We start from the raw sequence: 261 nt of genomic DNA, 5'->3' as shown, positions 1-261 counted from the left end.
AAACCAGCTAATAGTTTGTCAACATTTTTCACTAAAAATCTTTAATTACCCATGTTATACTAAAAATGCGCATGCCAAATAACCTTCCGTCAAACGGTTACTGGAAGGTTTTTCTGTTTTTAGTTAGATATAGTTCTTAAGCGATATCTTGGAAAGTGGTCTTGTTTTTTAATATGGCAAATATCCAATGTAAAAGCTTATTAACACAAGCAATAACTGCTACTTTATACAATTTACCTTCACTGCGTTTCTTATCGTAAA

At 31.0% G+C, this 261-nt stretch carries 1 pseudogene; it reads right to left on the bottom strand.

The window, feature by feature from the left end:
• Window positions 1-136: 136 nt before the first annotated feature.
• Window positions 137-261, bottom strand: a pseudogene (locus AAHB15_RS30130) (IS110 family transposase); the annotation flags it as partial.

The sequence above is a fragment of the Bacillus sp. OTU2372 genome, from assembly GCF_038440275.1.
Classification (GTDB): Bacteria; Bacillota; Bacilli; order Bacillales; family Cytobacillaceae; genus Neobacillus; species Neobacillus bataviensis_B.
Note: the sequence above shows the minus strand (reverse complement) of the source record. Positions and strands in the feature narration are given on the sequence as shown.